This window comes from Helicobacter bilis ATCC 51630 (assembly GCF_000686565.1).
Taxonomy (GTDB): Bacteria; Campylobacterota; Campylobacteria; order Campylobacterales; family Helicobacteraceae; genus Helicobacter_A; species Helicobacter_A bilis.
The window spans coordinates 1-15,515 of record NZ_JMKW01000021.1 but is presented as its reverse complement, the minus strand read 5'-3'; the positions used below and the strand labels follow the sequence as shown (position 1 = coordinate 15,515).

16 protein-coding genes are annotated in these 15,515 nt (G+C 35.3%); 12 read left to right on the top strand and 4 right to left on the bottom strand.

The features are described from left to right. Window positions 1-321 precede the first annotated feature (321 nt). Entirely contained in the window at window positions 322-621 is a 300-nt protein-coding gene (locus T368_RS0105325) for a YciI family protein (protein WP_004087345.1), read from the top strand. A gap of 38 nt (window positions 622-659) precedes the next feature. Here T368_RS0105325 and T368_RS0105320 read toward each other — a convergent pair whose 3' ends face one another. Further along, a complete protein-coding gene (locus T368_RS0105320; RefSeq protein WP_004087346.1) occupies window positions 660-1,640 on the bottom strand; it encodes an SEL1-like repeat protein in 981 nt (326 codons plus the stop codon). A gap of 132 nt (window positions 1,641-1,772) precedes the next feature. Between T368_RS0105320 and T368_RS0105315 the strand changes: the two genes are divergently transcribed. From T368_RS0105315 to T368_RS13340, 7 genes are all read left to right on the top strand, one after another. Continuing rightward, on the top strand, window positions 1,773-2,045 hold the full coding sequence (locus T368_RS0105315) for a metal-sensing transcriptional repressor (protein ID WP_004087347.1): 273 nt from the start codon (window positions 1,773-1,775) through the stop codon (window positions 2,043-2,045). A 113-nt stretch (window positions 2,046-2,158) separates the two neighbouring features. Continuing rightward, window positions 2,159-2,497, top strand: a complete 339-nt coding sequence (locus T368_RS0105310; RefSeq protein ID WP_223808369.1) for a hypothetical protein — start codon at window positions 2,159-2,161, stop codon at window positions 2,495-2,497. A 52-nt stretch (window positions 2,498-2,549) separates the two neighbouring features. After that, a complete protein-coding gene (locus tag T368_RS0105305; protein ID WP_004087349.1) occupies window positions 2,550-3,731 on the top strand; it encodes a pyridoxal phosphate-dependent aminotransferase in 1,182 nt (393 codons plus the stop codon). A 456-nt stretch (window positions 3,732-4,187) separates the two neighbouring features. Next, window positions 4,188-4,874 carry a triose-phosphate isomerase gene (locus tag T368_RS0105295; protein WP_004087350.1) on the top strand — a complete coding sequence of 229 codons (687 nt, stop codon included), beginning with the start codon at window positions 4,188-4,190 and terminating at the stop codon, window positions 4,872-4,874. 497 nt (window positions 4,875-5,371) lie between these two features. Continuing rightward, the gene (locus T368_RS0105290) at window positions 5,372-6,181 is read left to right on the top strand and encodes a sulfite exporter TauE/SafE family protein (RefSeq protein ID WP_004087351.1); all 810 of its coding nucleotides are present in this window, start codon (window positions 5,372-5,374) and stop codon (window positions 6,179-6,181) included. Next, on the top strand, window positions 6,178-7,602 hold the full coding sequence (locus T368_RS0105285; RefSeq protein WP_004087354.1) for a M23 family metallopeptidase: 1,425 nt from the start codon (window positions 6,178-6,180) through the stop codon (window positions 7,600-7,602). The genes T368_RS0105290 and T368_RS0105285 overlap by 4 nt, the downstream gene beginning before the upstream one ends. A gap of 14 nt (window positions 7,603-7,616) precedes the next feature. Further along, a complete protein-coding gene (locus T368_RS13340; protein WP_004087356.1) occupies window positions 7,617-8,297 on the top strand; it encodes a glycosyltransferase family 25 protein in 681 nt (226 codons plus the stop codon). A 275-nt stretch (window positions 8,298-8,572) separates the two neighbouring features. Here the strand turns inward: T368_RS13340 and mqnE are convergent, their stop codons facing one another. Further along, complete coding sequence (mqnE, locus tag T368_RS0105275) at window positions 8,573-9,673, bottom strand: aminofutalosine synthase MqnE (protein ID WP_004084989.1); 1,101 nt, start codon at window positions 9,671-9,673, stop codon at window positions 8,573-8,575. Window positions 9,674-9,838: 165 nt separating this feature from the next. Here mqnE and T368_RS0105270 point away from each other — a divergent pair, with 165 nt between their 5' ends. The 4 genes from T368_RS0105270 (at window position 9,839) to T368_RS0105250 (ending at window position 14,441) form a co-directional block, all read left to right on the top strand. Then, entirely contained in the window at window positions 9,839-11,215 is a 1,377-nt protein-coding gene (locus T368_RS0105270; RefSeq protein WP_004084987.1) for a potassium transporter TrkG, read from the top strand. A 21-nt stretch (window positions 11,216-11,236) separates the two neighbouring features. Further along, window positions 11,237-11,887, top strand: coding sequence for a potassium channel family protein (locus T368_RS0105265; RefSeq protein ID WP_004084985.1), 651 nt, complete (start codon window positions 11,237-11,239; stop codon window positions 11,885-11,887). A 450-nt stretch (window positions 11,888-12,337) separates the two neighbouring features. Beyond that, entirely contained in the window at window positions 12,338-13,801 is a 1,464-nt protein-coding gene (locus T368_RS0105255) for a LutB/LldF family L-lactate oxidation iron-sulfur protein (RefSeq protein ID WP_004084983.1), read from the top strand. Continuing rightward, a complete protein-coding gene (locus T368_RS0105250; protein ID WP_004084981.1) occupies window positions 13,794-14,441 on the top strand; it encodes a LutC/YkgG family protein in 648 nt (215 codons plus the stop codon). The genes T368_RS0105255 and T368_RS0105250 overlap by 8 nt, the downstream gene beginning before the upstream one ends. 393 nt (window positions 14,442-14,834) lie before the next feature. Here T368_RS0105250 and T368_RS16625 read toward each other — a convergent pair whose 3' ends face one another. Both T368_RS16625 and T368_RS16620 read right to left on the bottom strand, forming a co-directional pair. Then, a complete protein-coding gene (locus T368_RS16625; RefSeq protein WP_027338308.1) occupies window positions 14,835-15,203 on the bottom strand; it encodes an outer membrane beta-barrel protein in 369 nt (122 codons plus the stop codon). Then, complete coding sequence (locus T368_RS16620; protein ID WP_004084039.1) at window positions 15,181-15,468, bottom strand: hypothetical protein; 288 nt, start codon at window positions 15,466-15,468, stop codon at window positions 15,181-15,183. The genes T368_RS16625 and T368_RS16620 overlap by 23 nt, the downstream gene beginning before the upstream one ends. Window positions 15,469-15,515 lie beyond the last annotated feature (47 nt).

Here is a 15,515-nt window from a genome sequence, read left to right as displayed (position 1 = left end):
GTTATATTTGAGGGGGTGTGAGGTTTAAGGTAAGAATATTTAGAAACTGCACTTTTAAAATTTTTCGCCTACCACAAAGCAAGAGATTCTATTTATTAGTGCCAAGCGATAGCAAGACTTTTAGCATAGATTCTAAAGGAGAGAATTATTTAATACTCATATACTCTATACAAATTTACTCACACTTGCAAATATAACAGGCAGTAAATTCTAGAAACTATACTTTTATATAACAAGGTTTTAAACATTATAAAGATGGAAATTTTAGAATCTTGATATTTTGTAATTACAATATATAAACTCGATAGAAAGGAAATGACAATGAATACATTATTTGTTTGTAAAGTAAATTATACAAAGCCTTTTAGTGAGGTAGAAAAATTTTTAGCAGAGCATAGAGCATATTTAAAGTTAGGCTATGATTCCAATATGCTTCTTGCTTCGGGTCCTCGCAATCCAAAAGATGGTGGATTGATTATAGGTAGATTTGAAAGTAAAGATTCTGCACTCGCATTTGCTAAAAATGATCCATTTTGTATCAATAATGTTGCTGAATACGAAATTATTGAATTTGAAGCGGTTTTACATGCTAAGATCTTAGATGATTTTTTTAATGTGTGATATTTACGCTGTAATATAAAAACGACTTTGAATGCAACCTACCGCATATCACACGACTTCTTATCGCCGAATTTACACGCTTTACTAAAATAGTCACCTGCTACTTGAGTATCACGCCGCACACCCATGCCATCATAATACATAGCCCCAATATTATAACACGCATTAGAATGCCCCATATTGCATGACTTAAGATAAAGCCCCAATGCTTTTGGATAGTCAATATTCACACCATCGCCCTTATTATACATAATCCCTAAGCTATAACAAGCCTTGATATGGTGCATATCACATGCTTTAGTATAAAGTCTAATTGCTTCCGGATAGCTTTGTTCCACACCATAGCCATAATCAAACAAGATTCCAAGATTATAGCACGCCCCAGCCCTATTATCCGCACACACTTTGGTAAAAAACTCCCTTGCTTTATCATAATCTTTTGCAATGCCCTCGCCCTTTGCATACATTACGCCAAGATTATCACATGCATCATCGTGCCCATATTCACATGCTTTTGCATAAAGATCTGCTGCCTTCTCATAGTCTCTATCCCCACCTTTACCATAAAAGTAGAGATTCCCTAAGCTATAACAGCCCTCTGCCTTTTTACCATCACATGACTTTATATATAAATCACGCGCTTTCTTTTCATCTTTTTCTACACCCAAGCCACCCATATACAAATAGCCAAGATTAAGACAAGCAGCAGCATGATCGACATTACAAGCCTGTGTGTATAAATCAAGAGATTGTTTATAATCCTGTGATACGCCTTGCCCCTCTTGATATAATACACCTAAGTTATAACACGCATTCATTTCTCTTGCATGACATGCTTTACGCCAAAATTTTTGTGCTTTTGCATAATCTTGTGGCACATTATCAGCTACATAATACATATCGCCAAGTATAGAACAAGCTGTCATATTGCCTTTATTGCAATGCTTAGTAATATTAGATATATCTATGCCAAGTGCTATTTGAAACAATAAAAACAAGATAATGCTAGTCTTTTTCATGCCATTCCCCAAATCTATTAAAGAAGATTCTAATATTTAATAGAAAAATTGCGATTATGCAAATAAAATATTATAATAGCATAAAATAAAGTGCATTAAGTCAAAGATTTAAGATTGATTATAAGGATTTTAATGGAGCAAGAAAATGCAAAAAACATACATAGAAGATTGAAAAAAATCATAGGGCAATTGAATGCGATTGATAAAATGGTAGATGATGAGGTAGCATGTGTGGATATTTTAATACAAATCAATGCCGCTAAAAGTGCATTACATAAAGTTGGGCAAATCGTCTTAGAGGGGCATGTAACACATTGTATGAAAGATGCTATAAAGCATGGAGATTCTGATACAAGTCTTGATGAGCTAGCAAAGGCAATAGAGCATTTTTCGCGTATGTCTTAGCGGCGTTTAAATTTAATGATATAAGTTTAGAATCTTTTTTGCGATTAATTCAGATTCTGGCTATAACATTATGAAAAAACAAATATTAAACTTAAGGAAATGTTGCTATGAATATGGGATTTACACTCGAGGGTGAATTAGAGGGGAGAAAGCTTAGTCTTACTTGTACTGGTGTTATTAGAGACTATGAATCTTTTAAAGCATTTAAGGCAGATTTATTTGATATTGTAGGTGTGAGCGAAATAGAGCATTTGAAAGAAAAGGCTTTTGATGAGCTAGAGGTAAAGTTTGCTGACTCTCATCCTTTGCCTGATTGTCTTGTAGGTTTTTTCTTAAAGCTTTCAGAGAGAGATAAAATAGCCGTTAGTTTAATGACAAATGAAAACAAAATGTTAAGTTTTTTCATCTCATTATTTTTAGATGAGAAATTAAATGTGCGTTTATATTTATAATTGAAAATATTTTGCTACCATTTTGTATCTTTTAATGTGATAAGGAGTTGTAATGCAACAATATTCTAAGAGGATCTTAAGCCTTAGTGAATCTGCCACAATCGCAGTAGCAAGTCTAGCAAGAAAACTGCAAGCAGAAGGTAAAGATGTATTGAGTTTTAGTGCTGGAGAGCCTGACTTTGACACACCTAAAGTGATTAAGGAAGAAGCGATAAGGGCGTTAAACTGCGGTTTTACAAAATATACTGCGGTTGCTGGTATCCCTGAGCTTTTAAAGGCTATTTCACAAAAGCTAAAAAGAGATAATAATCTAGAATATGATCCAAAAGAAATCATTGTAAGCAATGGTGCAAAGCAATCGCTATTTAACGCATTTCAAGCAATCATTGATGAGGGTGATGAAGTGCTTATACCTACTCCGTATTGGGTAACTTACCCTGAATTAGTTACATATAGTGGCGGAAAGCCTGTATTTGTAGAAACAAAAGAAGAATATGGTTTTAAGGCAAGAGGTATTGATTTTGAAAGGGCTATTACGCCAAAGACTAAGGCTATTGTGCTTACAAGCCCATCGAATCCCACTGGCATGATCTACACGAAAGAAGAGTTAGAGTCAGTTATTGAAGTTGCTTTGAAACATAATCTGTGGATTATCAGTGATGAAATGTATGAAAAATTAGTCTATGATGGCGCTTTTGTAAGCATTGCTTCGCTTAATGATTCCATTATGCAAAAGACGATTACAATTAATGGCTTAAGTAAATCTGTGGCAATGACTGGTTGGCGTATGGGCTATGCAGCATGTAAAGATCAAAAGTTAATCAAGCTTATGGATAACCTACAAAGTCAATGCACTTCAAATATTAACTCCATCACGCAAAAAGCCGCAATTGTAGCCCTTGATGGCAGTGCGGACGCTGATATTGAATCTATGCGAGAGGCGTTTAAAGAACGCAGGGATATTGCATGTGGGCTAATTGATGAGATACCCGGCATTAGCGTTGTAAAGCCTGATGGTGCATTCTATCTTTTTATTAATATAAACAATGTAAAGGGACACAATGGTAATAGTATGGAGTTTTGCAAAGCATTGCTTGAAAAAGTCGGCGTTGCATTAGTCCCGGGAAGTGCATTTGGCATGGATGGCTTTGTGCGTATGAGCTTTGCTTGTGATTTAGCACAGATTAAAGAGGGCTTTGTGCGTATTAATAAGTTTGTAAGAGGTGAGTGTTAGTAATATCATTTGTTGCCTAACATATAAACAAAACGCAAGGAGAGAGATTATGATGCAGAAAATATTTTTTTGTTTCTTGACTGTAGGTTTGACGCTGTGTTTTGCACAATCTGCTTCCAATAGTCCAGAAGAGAAGTAAGAGAAGTGCTACAAAGAAAAAACATTGGCGTCTTGTATGTTCGCAATTGAGATATATGAGAATGGGTTTGGTATGATACGAAAAAATCCAAGAAAAGCTATTAATATTGCAGAATTTGTGTGTAAATACAATAGATATGGTTGTTTTAAGACTGATAAGTTGCGAGAGAAATTTAATATTTGGTAGTTTTTTGACAATGAGTTTGCGAGAGATAGGTGTTAGTGTCAAATAGTTTAGTTTTTAAATCCTAAGAATACATTAAGTGTAATGTATTGTAAAATATATAATTCTACACAAGATTAATGAAAGGCATATAAATGAAAACAATTGCTGCAAATCTCAAGGCAAATCACACTCCACAAAGCACATTAGCATATCTATCTCTTTTGCAAACAGAACTCCAATCTTTGCAAAATGCCAAAAAACACAATATTATCGTGTTTCCAAATCAAGCAAGTCTAACAGATAATATATATACGCATTTTGAGATTGGCGCACAGAATGCTTATCCTATTCAAAATGGTGCTTTTACGGGCGAGATAGGACAAGAGGTGCTTAATGCCTTAAAGATTAAGCATATTATGTTGGGGCATAGTGAGAGACGGCAAATTTTAGGCGAGAATAATGCTAAGATAAAAGAAAAGTTTGAGTTTTTCATGCAGGAAAATATGCGTATTATGCTATGTATTGGGGAGGATTCTGGTGTGCCTTGTGTTAGGGATTTTTTAGAATCTCAACTACAACATATTGACCTATCCTATCCGCTATTAACGATAGCCTATGAACCTATTTGGGCAATAGGCAGCGGAAAAACGCCAAGTCTTGAAGAGATTGCAAATATTATGCAAATATTAAAGGATTTAGGTGTTAAAAAAGCATTATATGGGGGCAGTGTGAATAAGGATAATATCACTAGTATTTGCTCTATTTCTGATGGTGTATTAATAGGCGGTGCAAGTCTTTGTGCTAAAAACTTTTCGCAAATGATTGCTTTGGTGGAGTAGCTTTTAATAATGGGGTAATGATTTTGTGCCAGCTAAAATAAACTGAGATTGAAATATAGATTAAAACCTTATTTTTTTACACTTGGATTCTCTTGTATTTGAGATATATAAGCTTCCGCGGGATATTACTTAACTGCGATTCCCAAAGCCACCCTTACTACAATCTGCTATTTTTGCAGTAAGGGTGGATAGGAAAATATCATATTTTTTCAAGAGTATCAAAAACTTTGTCATAATACCGCCAAAACATTCTCTTGCAATTGTTTAATCTATATTGTAGCCAATGTTAATCTAATGAATAAGCGCATAAATTCAGTGAGATTCAAAAAACCTGTTCTTTTATAGCCCAAATCAAACGATCTATACAACTTGTTTACTCATAGTAAATATCACCTCAACAGATCTTTATGAAATAAGTCTTGCGATACCACAAAATCACTGCTTTTTTTATGTTTTTTGTTATAATTTTGCCTTGATTTTAAATAAAGTTTGGCATTATGGAAATTGTGTGTTTAGCGATACTTGGGATTATCACCGGTAGCATTTCTGCTTTATTTGGTATTGGTGGAGGTATGATTATCGTCCCTTGTATGCTGTATTTGCATTATCTTTTACCTGAATTTAGCTTTTCTACACATGATGCGGTTGGCATTTCTGTTATGCAAATGATTTTTTCATCAGTGTTTGGGAGTGCTATAAATATTTTCAAAAAGAAAAATTTGTGTTTAGATTCTGCGATATTTTTGGGGATAGGTGGCTTTATTGGTGCGGCATTTAGTGGTGTTGTGCTTATGTATATCGCAGAAAAACATTTAGCTTTAATCTTTCTTTGCGTTAGCCTTTTTACATTCTATAAATTCCTTTTTAGTGTGAAAAAAACGCCACAAAAAGTAAGTCTCACAAAAGCAAAGCAAAGGGGCATACTTGTTATAATCGGGAGTTTGACTGGTGTATTTGCGATTTCTTTAGGCATTGGCGGTGGTGTTATGCTTGTGCCTTTACTCATGTATTTTCTGGGATTTGATACAAAAAAGATTGTCCCACTTTCACTTTTTTTTATTATGTGTGCAGCATTGAGTGGGACATTTTCATTTGTAAGGCATGGTGTTATAACAGATAGTGTGCTATATGCTGGACTTTTGCTTGGGGCTTTTTCTCTTGTTGGGGTGGTAATAGGCACAAGACTAATTGATAGTATGAACGCACAAATACATCATAGAATCTTGGTTATTATTTATCTAGCTTCTATTATCGCAACTTTAAATAAGGTGCTTGGATATTATGGTATTATTGGGGGTGGTGTATGAGACGATTGGTTTTGGCGGGAATGAGTTGTGTTATCTTTATCTCCATTTTTCTTTTACTGCATACTTCAAGCTTTGAGAGAATCCCGCCAAATCTAGAACTCTATGTATTAAAAGAGAATAATAAAGTATTGCATCACATTCACACTTCATTTTTTAACCCTGAAAACACCATTCATTTAAATGCCTATGATTCAAGCGGTCTTGCTTCATATCATGTAAGTATTACGGATAAAGATGGCAAGGTGTTGGTTGAAGAGAGTGAAGTGCTGCTTAAAAAGACAGAAGAGCTAAATATCGCATTGCCAAAGATTCCAAATCTAGCCGATGGCGATGAAGTCTTTTATCATGTGAGTGTGAGAGACTGGAGCAATTCAAACTTTTTTCGTGGGAATGAAACAAAGCTTACAAAACATTTCATAATCAATAAAAGCACACCACAAGTGCAAGTTATCGCTGCTTCAAAGCAAATCATGTATGGTGGAAGTGCGCTCATTGCCTTTAGCATTCAGCAACTATGGCTTTATGATAAGACAAAAGATTCTCTCATAGATAAGGTGATAGTAAGCAATGGGCATGATGAGTTTGAAGCCTATCCTTTTAAGAATAAGCAGGGAAAAATAGTCTATCTCTCACTTATTGCATGGCCTATTAAAAATACATTTTTTGATGGCACAATACAAGTTATTGATAGTGCGATGAATGAAACAAAGATTCAGATTCCAATTGCTACAAATGTAAATTATCCACGCAGAAAGTTTAATATGTTTCTAAGCGATTCTCGTCTGCAAACGCTTATTAAAAGACTAGAAGACAATGTAGTTATACCCCAAGATTTAACAACAAACATTGAAAAATTTCAGTTTTTTAACGAAACGATCAGGTATCAAGATAATCAAAGGATAGCGAACTTTTTTCAAATATCAAAGCAAACAAATATAGAATCCAATATACCAAGATTAAATGTCTTTGCCCCCATAAAAGAGGCACAAACATCTGGTCGTTTTGGCGATGAGTATATATATAAGTATCATAAAGAGCATGTGGGCTCTTCTGTGCGATATGGTATAGAGTTTATCGCTGAAAATGATATGCGCGTAATTAATAGTAATAATGGTATAGTAGCATTCAAGGGCAATATCGGCTCGTATGGGAATCTCGTGGTATTAAATCATGTGTTAGGACTAAGCTCAATTTATGGCTATTTAAACGCAATCCCAACATTACCAAGAGATATGCAATCTCTCATGCAAATAGGGCAAATGGGTGCTAGTGGCTTTGCTACTACCACTAGTCTCTTTTTTGCGATACTTGTGCAAGGGCATTTTGTAAATCCAAATGAATGGCTACAAGCAGAATGGATTGATACAAATATTAATCAAGTGCTTGATCGTGCGGATAACTTTGGCGTAAAACAGAAATGATGAAAGGCTAGAATATGAAAATATTTATTATTAATTTAGAGAGATCGAAGGATAGAAAAGCACACATGCAAGAAAAGCTTAGCTTGCTAGAAAAAGATCCGCTTTTTAAAGAGCTAGATTTAAGCTACAGCTTTTTTAATGCAATAGATTCTAAAAGTGAGAGTTTTAAAGAATATAAAGCAATGTTTAATCCCATGTTATGCTATTTGTGGCATGGTAGAATCTTAATTGATAATGAAATCGCATGTTATGCTTCTCATTATAGCCTTTGGGAAGAGTGTGTGCGACTTGATGAGCCAATTATTGTGCTTGAAGATAATATATTTTTTGAAGAGCATTTTTTGTCTGCTTTGCAAGATATGAAACGCACGAGATTCTCATTTGTGCGATTTTTTACTTCTGCAAGATCTAGAGATAAATACATTTACAAAATTGATAACTCAAACTATCATTATTCACTAAAAAATACCAATGGCACATTAGGCTATTATCTCACGCCATTTGCAGCTAAAGCATTTCTCACACAAAAGATATGGGATAGTCCTGTTGATATTTATATGGAGCATGTTGCCCTGCATCATGTTGATAATATTATTTATAAGCCGTTTATAGTGGGAGAAGATAGCATTGCCTCGCATTCTACAATCATAAATGCTGATGGCACGCATAGAGCAAACGATGGGGGGGGGGGGTAATACCCTTGCATTATAGAATCTTAAAGCCATTCTATCGCACATATATACAAATAAAACGCGCCTTATTTAAACTTAGCTATAAACCACCACGCGTAGTGTATAAGTTAAAGTCGTATATAAAGACTTTTTAATAAGCTAAGAATTGTGTAGGTGAGATTTAAAGTGTATATTCTATATTAAAAATAAGTATCTATCTCTTAAATATAATGCAAACTAGCTTTATTACTACACAAACACAACTCATAAACGAAGTTATAGAATTTAAAATTATAACATTATGATACTTCCTTATAGTTTTGTAACTCATTATACAAGCTATCACGCTCCACAGGTATAAAACCTGCATCTTTTATTTGATAAATCATTTCTTCTTTGCTTACGCCATTGTGACTTTTCGCCCCAGCGGCTGATTGTATGCTCTCATACTCGATTGTCCCATCCATATCATCTGCACCAAATTCTTGAGATACAATAGCAAGGTTAAACGAGAGAGACGCCCAGTAAGCCTTTAAATGCGGGATATTTTGCAATAAGATTCTAGCAATCGCCATAGTCTTTAGAATTTCTTGTGCGCTTGGGGCTTCCTTTGCCTTTAAAAAGTTATTATCCCTTTGATAAAGCAGGGGGATAAAAGCATTAAAGCCACCTTGTTTATTATTAGCTTGCTCTAATGAAGTCTGAATCTCTCTTAAACGAAGCATGTGATCAATCCTGTGATGTCTCTCTTCAATATGTCCAAAAAGCATAGTCGCATTACTCATTTTGCCAAGCTTATGCCATAGTTTATGTATCTCTAGCCACCTATCTGCGTTTGCCTTGCCATGACAAAGTGTCTTTCTCACCTTTTCATCAAAGATTTCTGCACCACCGCCGGGCAGTGAATCAACACCAGATTCTATTAAATCATTTATGACTTGCTCTAAAGGGAGATTAAACTTTCTTGTGAGATAGTCAATCTCTGCTGCACCCATAGCTTTTACATGAATATGTGGGACAGAATCTTTTACCGCACGAAACATATCTAAATAATGCTGATATTCATGCGTTGGGTGATGTGCTGCTACAATATGCACCTCTTTTGCACCATTATTATAGGCATTTACACAGAGATTTACCACCTCATCAATACTCATGCTATATGGATTTGGATTCTTGCGACTTGCTGAAAACGCACAAAATTTACACACATCAGCACAAATATTTGTAGGATTTATATGGCGATTGATATTAAAAAACACCTTTCTATCAAAATAAGATTCTCGTATTGAATATGCTGCATTCCCAAGTTCATAAATATCATAATCATAAAGTTTAGCAAGAGTTATTGAATCAAGGTCTGCTATATCACCACGCATTGCTTTATCAAGTAAATCCATAGTATTCCTTTTTATTTTGTAAAGCGTAATTATACGATAAAATCGCAAGGAAACATAAGTCATGCATGTATTTCTTTACATAAAAATGCTAATATGTGCGTTTTAGATTCTACAAACTAAAGATGATTACACATATTCACATAGCAAAGATGAAAAAGGAATAGAGTGCAGATTCAGAGTATCAAAGTTTTACTTGCAGGGTATTTGGGTGTCATTTTGCTTGGGACATTAATCCTAAGTATGCCGCCTATGTATCATACGAATGTGAGCTTTTTAGAAGCCCTTTTTACAAGTGTTTCGGCGATGACTTGCACAGGACTTGCTATAAAGAATACAGGACTTGACTTTACCACTTATGGACAGATTGTTATTTGCGTGTTAATCCAGCTTGGTGGCTTTGGACACATGAGTATGGCTGGAATCCTTTTCTTACTTATTGGCAAAAGGCTTAGTGCTGCTGAAAAAGATTTAATAAATGTCGTTGATAACCTTAATAATAACTCTGTGCAAGGCATTGATAAAGCGATTTTAAAAGCAATTGTGTTTGTATTAATCGTGGAGTTAATCGGGGCGTCCCTGCTTTGCCCTTATTTTGTATGGCAGCTTGGCGATACTAAAGAGGGCATGTGGGTTGGAATCTTTCATGCTATTTCTGCGTTTAATAACTCTGGATTTACTATATTAAAAGATGGCTTATTGCCCTACCAAGCAGATATTGTCGTGAATCTTGTTATCCCTATGCTTATTATTATCGGTGGTTTTGGCTATCTTTCATCGCTGGAATTTTCACATTTTTGTTATGCAAAGGTGCGTTATAGTCGTTTATTTACTCATAAAGCCCTCCGAATGCGATTAAGCCTTAATACGCGTATTGTGTTTGTTATGAGTGTGTTATTGCTTATTTGCGGTATGATTAATGTGCTTATTTTTGAGTGGTCAAATCCCAGAACACTAGAAAATGTGCCATTTTGGGATAAGATTATGAATGCCTTTTTTGTATCTACAAATTATAGGACTTCTGGTTTTAATATCTTTGATATTAGCGGTTTTGAAGAGCGGACAATGTTTTTTTCTATCTTTTTTATGATGATAGGTGGTGGACCGGGGGGAACTGCTGCTGGGATTAAGGTTACAACCTTTGCGGTGCTTGTAGCCCTATCTATTGCTATTGTTAAGAATAGAAAAAATACTACGATTTTTGGACGCACAATACCGCAAGATATTGTGTCAAAGGCATTTTGTGTATTTATTATCGCCCTTGTTTATCTTTCAGTAGCAACCTTTTTTCTGGCTATATTTGAGCCAAACATTCCTTTTTTACCACTTTTATTTGAAGTGGTATCAGCATTTAGCACCGTCGGAATGTCAATGGGCGATGGAGATTCCCTTAGTCTTTGTGCGGATTTTAATACGATTGGACTACTTATTATTATGATTTTAATGATTTCTGGTAAGATTGGAATCTTAGCTTTTACGCTTATATTTATGGGTGGGGCAAGGACAAAGCATGTGCAGTATGTGCAAGAGAAGGTATTAATTTAGAATCTTTATAAAGGATAAATCATGGCAAAAAGTTACGCGGTGCTAGGGCTTGGTAAGTTTGGCTATCATGTAGCTCTTGGACTTGTGGAAAATGGTGAAAATGTGATTCTATGTGATAATACAGAATCTAGCTTTGTTAATTTACGCGATAAAGCAGAACAGATTTATATTATCGATTGCACGGATAAAATCGCTTTAAAAGAGGCTGGAGTAAATGAACTTGATATTGTCATTGTAAGCATAGGCGAAAATATTGAGGCAAGCATACTCACTGTTATGGCATTAAAAGAGTTAAATAATAAAAAAATCATCGCAAAAGCTATATCAAGCACACATGGAGCAATCCTAGAAAAGCTTGGTGTAGATGAAGTGGTATATGCAGAAAGACAAGCGGCAAATCGATTGCTTAGTGAAATCACAGAATCTAATGTCGAAGAGATTGAGCTAAGTGCAAATATGCGTGCATGCAAGGCTATTGTAACAAGCTATTTTGTAAAGCGAAGTGTTGGCACAATACGAGAGGAAGATAATGTAAAAATCGTTGCTGTGCGTAGGGGCGAGACTTGGAATATTGATGTAGATTCTGATTTTATTTTACAAAGAGGCGATGTGGTGCTTTTCTTAGGACTTACAGAACATATAGAAGCGATTATGCAAACTTTGGAGGAGTAGTAGGATGGGTTTTATTGGTGTCAGGTCTAGCTGTAATTTGGTGGGTTGTATTTTCTGCTTTAATAAATATATGCAGTATGCAGTGTGTAATCCCATAATCTAAAATTTTATCATGTTTGCAGGTGTGGGTGAAACCCTTTATAGATTGTGAGAACTTCTGACAAATTGTCTTTTTAGAAATCATGTTAGATATTTGGCTACACTTAGCATAATAATCACTTAGGCATAAACCCCAAGCATAAATTATTGAATCGCACGAATTTTCCGAAATCCAAAAAATCTCGATTAACCCTACCATCTCATTATGCCCCAAACTTTACTAATTTTCCTTATTTTATATTTCACATTCATAAAATCATGCAAATAAAAAGAAAAATCATAGAATGTCGCTAGAATGTTTATACAAAACGATTCTAATTTTAAGATTCTAATATAAAGAGAGGTTATGTGATGAGTGCAAATACATATCATTCACCAACAGACTATCATGATTCTATCGTTACGCATTTAAGCGATTCTCAATTACGCACGAATCTCAAGTCATCAATGGACGCTTTAAAGGCAAATAGAAAAAGACTAATTGCTAGTCGCTATTATGATTGGGAGGGGCTGCGTGAGCTTGGTAGGCAGATTAAGCAAAGGGCATTAAGCAATTTGCCAGAGCTTTTAGAAAGGTTTGAATCTAATGCTACAAAACAAGGCATAAAGGTGCATTGGGCGAAAGATTCTAAAGAGGCAAATGAGATTATCTATAATCTTGCAAAAGAGAAAAATGTAGATACTATCCTTAAGGGTAAATCTATGGCAAGTGAAGAGATACATTTAAATGCGTTTTTGAAAGAAAAGGGTGTGAAAGCAGTAGAAACGGACTTAGGTGAGCTTATAATCCAGCTTATAGATGAGACACCGGTGCATATAGTAGTCCCAGCGATTCATAAAAATCGCAATCAAATAGGAAAGATTTTTGAAGAGAATCTTAAAGTAAGCTTTACAAATGTCCCAGAAGAGTTAAATGGCATAGCAAGAGTGCATTTGAGAAATCAGTTTCAAAGTTTTAAAATGGGCTTAACAGGTGTGAATTTCGCCATTGCAAATGAAGGGGCTATTTGGTTGCTTGAAAATGAAGGCAATGGGCGTATGAGTTCTAGTGCATGTGATATACATGTAGCCATTTGTGGTATTGAAAAGATTGTAGAAAGCTTTGAAGATGCGTGTGTGCTAGATACCTTGCTTGTGCCTTCTGCCACTGGTGCGCCAATTACTTGCTACAACAACATTGTCTCAAGCCCACGAAAAGAAAAAGAGCTTGATGGACCAAAAGAAGTGCATATCATCATGCTTGATAATAATCGATCAAAAATGCTAGCCGAGCCGCATTTTCACAAAGCCCTAAGCTGTATCCGCTGTGGGACATGTCTTAATCACTGCCCAGTGTATGATAAAATCGGGGGGCACTCCTATCTTGTAACCTATCCCGGACCTATTGGCGAAGTCATTTCGCCACAGATTTTTGGGCTAAATAATTGCGGATATATGACAAATCTATGCAGTCTTTGTGGGCGTTGCAGTGAGAAATGCCCCGTTAAGATTCCATTAGCTGAACTCATACGCGATTTACGCAGTGAGAGAGTGGGGCAGGGGCGTATGAAAATAGTGGGCTATCATGAGACACAAAGAGATGTTAAAGAGCAAAAAATGATGCAGCAGTTTAGCAAAGCGGCTACCAATGGCTTTAAATGGCGTATGGCTTTTAAAATGATACATATTTTCTCACCATTATTGCGATATGTAACACCTTTTTCATTCGTGCAGAAAAGCATGCTTGGCAAATGGCTACAAAACCATGAGTTACCGACACTAAATGGGAATCTCCATGCAAAAGTAAAGAAAATGAAAGGAGTAATCTATGAGTAGAGATAGCATTTTACAAGCAGTGAGAGAAGCAACTCGCACAAATCCTATACAATCAGTTAAGCCAACACACTTTGACACAATGATATATGATAGAGAGAATCTACTCTCTGTCTATACGCAGTATCAAAAGGCAAATATGGCACACCTCATAACAACCACAAAAGATTCTCTAGTAAATAGCATTAATGAGATTATTAAAGAATGCGACATTAAAGAATTGCTTTGTGCGAAAAATATCGCAAATATGCCAGATTCTATTATGCAGTCTTTAGAGACACAAACCCTGCTGTATGATACAAGCGTAGATTCTATGCGTGATAAGCTTTTTAGCATTGAAGCAAGCATTCTACATGCTCAAGTCGGCGTAGCAAATCTTGGTATAGTAGGGCTTGGGACAAATGAATGTAACCCTAGATTAGCCTCTCTTGTGGTGAAGACTTGCATTATTTTGTTGCATAAAGATTCTATTGTGCCAAATCTTTTTTCTGCATTTAAGATACTAAAGACTAGCGGACAAAATTCTGGACTACCTACAAACATTGTATTTCTAGCAGGACCTAGCAGGACAGCTGATATTGAGTTACAAACCGTCTTTGGTGTGCATGGACCACAGAATGTTTATGTTGTGTTGTATGAGTAGAAACTAAATGCTTTGTGGATTCTGTATGAAGTTTTTTTGCATGGAATCCTAAGGCTAGTTTAATTTGTGGTGCGTATAGAATCTTTGTTTGTTATGCTGATATAATAAATATAATCCAAACTTATTTCACTAAGATTCTATATGTAATAATAGGAAAGTTGCGGATATACACAAAAAACAAAAAGTTGTCTTTTTTATAGCATAAAAGCATTGTAAATATGTATTTTGTGTATTTTATGCACTATATATTGTATATTGCAATGCAGGTTTATTATGCCATTTTATTGTTTGATAAGGAAAGCTTGCGTTGATAATCTGACAAAATAGCAACGCAATCATAAATAAGGATAAATGCCATGACAACATGGCGAAAAGTGAAGTTAGATAATAAATCTAGAATCTATACATATAACGCGCAACAAATGAGAAAGTCTCTTTTGAATAATATTCGTTTTTATCGCCATCACTATAAAGATATGTGCCAGTATGTGCCTCTATAAATGGAATCTTACCAAGCACTTCTATCACATGCTCATTTTGAGTCCAACGCACACCAATATTTAATGCCATATCAAATGCTAGTGAGTTTTGATTACTAGAGCTACCCCACCAATACCATGAGTTTAGCCAATACACACCGCCTAATTGCAAACCAGCTATAACGCCTAGATTCCCATCAGCAACATTTGTAATGTTATATATCACATCAGCACCAACTCCAAATTGCATAACATAGAAATTAGCCCCCACTAAAGAGTGCATAACCACGCGCACCCAAACTATTACTAAACCAATATTCATAACCACCAAGCACACCATACGCTGCAGTTGTATAGTTGTATTTAGAAATATTTCTATTATATGGATTGTTCCAATGATACTCATTTTTCTGTTGCAAAAGCGAAGTCCCAGCCTGCAAACCAACAAAACCACCACTTTTTTCCTCTTTTAATCCATCGGCATAAGCCATACTAGAAATAAGTGCCAATGATAAAACACTTGTCTTTATACTCTTTTTAAATCCCATGATTTCTCCTTAAAATTTGTAATGAAGTTGGCATTCTACAAAAAAAA

Excerpts from the sequence above, each read along its gene's own strand:
- T368_RS0105295 (WP_004087350.1), top strand. The coding sequence starts at position 4,188 with ATGAAAACAATTGCTGCAAATCTCAAGGCAAATCACACTCCACAAAGC.
- T368_RS0105315 (WP_004087347.1), top strand. The coding sequence starts at position 1,773 with ATGGAGCAAGAAAATGCAAAAAACATACATAGAAGATTGAAAAAAATC.
- T368_RS0105325 (WP_004087345.1), top strand. The coding sequence starts at position 322 with ATGAATACATTATTTGTTTGTAAAGTAAATTATACAAAGCCTTTTAGT.
- T368_RS0105255 (WP_004084983.1), top strand. The coding sequence starts at position 12,338 with ATGAGTGCAAATACATATCATTCACCAACAGACTATCATGATTCTATC.
- T368_RS0105250 (WP_004084981.1), top strand. The coding sequence starts at position 13,794 with ATGAGTAGAGATAGCATTTTACAAGCAGTGAGAGAAGCAACTCGCACA.
- T368_RS0105310 (WP_223808369.1), top strand. The coding sequence starts at position 2,159 with ATGGGATTTACACTCGAGGGTGAATTAGAGGGGAGAAAGCTTAGTCTT.
- T368_RS0105285 (WP_004087354.1), top strand. The coding sequence starts at position 6,178 with ATGAGACGATTGGTTTTGGCGGGAATGAGTTGTGTTATCTTTATCTCC.
- T368_RS0105290 (WP_004087351.1), top strand. The coding sequence starts at position 5,372 with ATGGAAATTGTGTGTTTAGCGATACTTGGGATTATCACCGGTAGCATT.
- mqnE (WP_004084989.1), bottom strand. The coding sequence starts at position 9,673 with ATGGATTTACTTGATAAAGCAATGCGTGGTGATATAGCAGACCTTGAT.
- T368_RS16620 (WP_004084039.1), bottom strand. The coding sequence starts at position 15,468 with ATGGGATTTAAAAAGAGTATAAAGACAAGTGTTTTATCATTGGCACTT.
- T368_RS0105265 (WP_004084985.1), top strand. The coding sequence starts at position 11,237 with ATGGCAAAAAGTTACGCGGTGCTAGGGCTTGGTAAGTTTGGCTATCAT.
- T368_RS0105305 (WP_004087349.1), top strand. The coding sequence starts at position 2,550 with ATGCAACAATATTCTAAGAGGATCTTAAGCCTTAGTGAATCTGCCACA.
- T368_RS16625 (WP_027338308.1), bottom strand. The coding sequence starts at position 15,203 with ATGCACTCTTTAGTGGGGGCTAATTTCTATGTTATGCAATTTGGAGTT.
- T368_RS13340 (WP_004087356.1), top strand. The coding sequence starts at position 7,617 with ATGAAAATATTTATTATTAATTTAGAGAGATCGAAGGATAGAAAAGCA.
- T368_RS0105320 (WP_004087346.1), bottom strand. The coding sequence starts at position 1,640 with ATGAAAAAGACTAGCATTATCTTGTTTTTATTGTTTCAAATAGCACTT.